Source organism: Megasphaera sp. SW808, assembly GCF_012027795.1.
Taxonomy (GTDB): Bacteria; Bacillota; Negativicutes; order Veillonellales; family Megasphaeraceae; genus Megasphaera; species Megasphaera stantonii.
The window spans coordinates 1-1,098 of the sequence record NZ_SJOT01000056.1 but is presented as its reverse complement, the minus strand read 5'-3'; the positions used below and the strand labels follow the sequence as shown (position 1 = coordinate 1,098).

Annotated in this window: 1 protein-coding gene; it reads left to right on the top strand. The window is 49.7% G+C overall.

What is annotated here, in order from left to right:
- Window positions 1-99: 99 nt before the first annotated feature.
- Window positions 100-1,089 carry an IS30 family transposase gene (locus E0L13_RS11670; protein WP_107196804.1) on the top strand — a complete coding sequence of 330 codons (990 nt, stop codon included), beginning with the start codon at window positions 100-102 and terminating at the stop codon, window positions 1,087-1,089.
- The last annotated feature ends 9 nt before the right edge of the window (window positions 1,090-1,098 follow it).

The window sequence follows — 1,098 nt, the reverse complement described above, 5'->3', positions numbered from 1 at the left end:
GGCGAATTTACAATACAAGTGCAACACCTATAAAAAATGACACATAGGTTTCTGATATAATAATGCTACCAAACAAAATCTATATCTCGGAGGAAACCTATGTGCCACTATCATCATCTTACTCTATCTGAACGAGAAAATCTACTCTTTTTTCGCGCGCAGTCCTATTCTATCTCTCGAATTGCGGCGGCCCTCGGCCGAGATAAATCCACGATCTCACGGGAACTACGCAGAAATACAGTGAACGGCAAGTATCTGCCCATCACCGCACAACAACAGTATGCCCGCCGCCGTAAGGCATGCAAGCCTCACAAGCGGTTAGAGAATGCCGAACTATTCGCATTGGTTAAAAATCTCTTCCTGGTGCATCATTGGTCCCCAGAAGAAATTGCCGGACGCTTGCAGCTGGAACATCAGAAGGCACTCCTTAGCTATGCAACGATTTACCGCGCCATATATGCCGGTATGTTTGATGAAACGTCGTCCTCCCATGGGTCCCGCGGTGCGGTCCGCCGCTTGCGGCATCATGGAAAATCCCGGCATACCCGGCAATATCAGGAACGACGGGGTTCTATTCCCATCTCTCACGATATTTCGGAACGGCCAGCAGGAGCCGCTAACCGCTCCCGGCGAGGACATTGGGAATGTGATACCATAGCAGGAAAGACAGGAAAAGCCTGTCTGGTTACGTTGGTAGATAGAAAGAGCCGGTATCTGGTAGGAGGCAAAGCAGCCAAAAAGACAGCACAAGCCGTCAATACGGTATTGCTTCAGGTACTGCAAGGGCAACCTGTAAAAAGCCTTACGCCGGACAGAGGAAAAGAGTTCGCCCATCATGCCGCTGTCACAGAGGCCTTGAACGGCGTGCCGTTTTATTTCCCGCCGCCGCATCAGCCCTGGCAGCGGGGAAGCAACGAAAATACCAATGGCCTAGTCCGAGAGTATTTCCCGAAAGGGACGGACATCACACTCGTTCCAGAAGCCTATGTGCAAGCTGTTTTTGCAGAACTAAATCGCCGTCCCCGAAAATGTTTAGGATACAAAACGCCATACGAAGTACATTACTCTAAAAAGTTGCACTTAGCTTGACAATTCGCC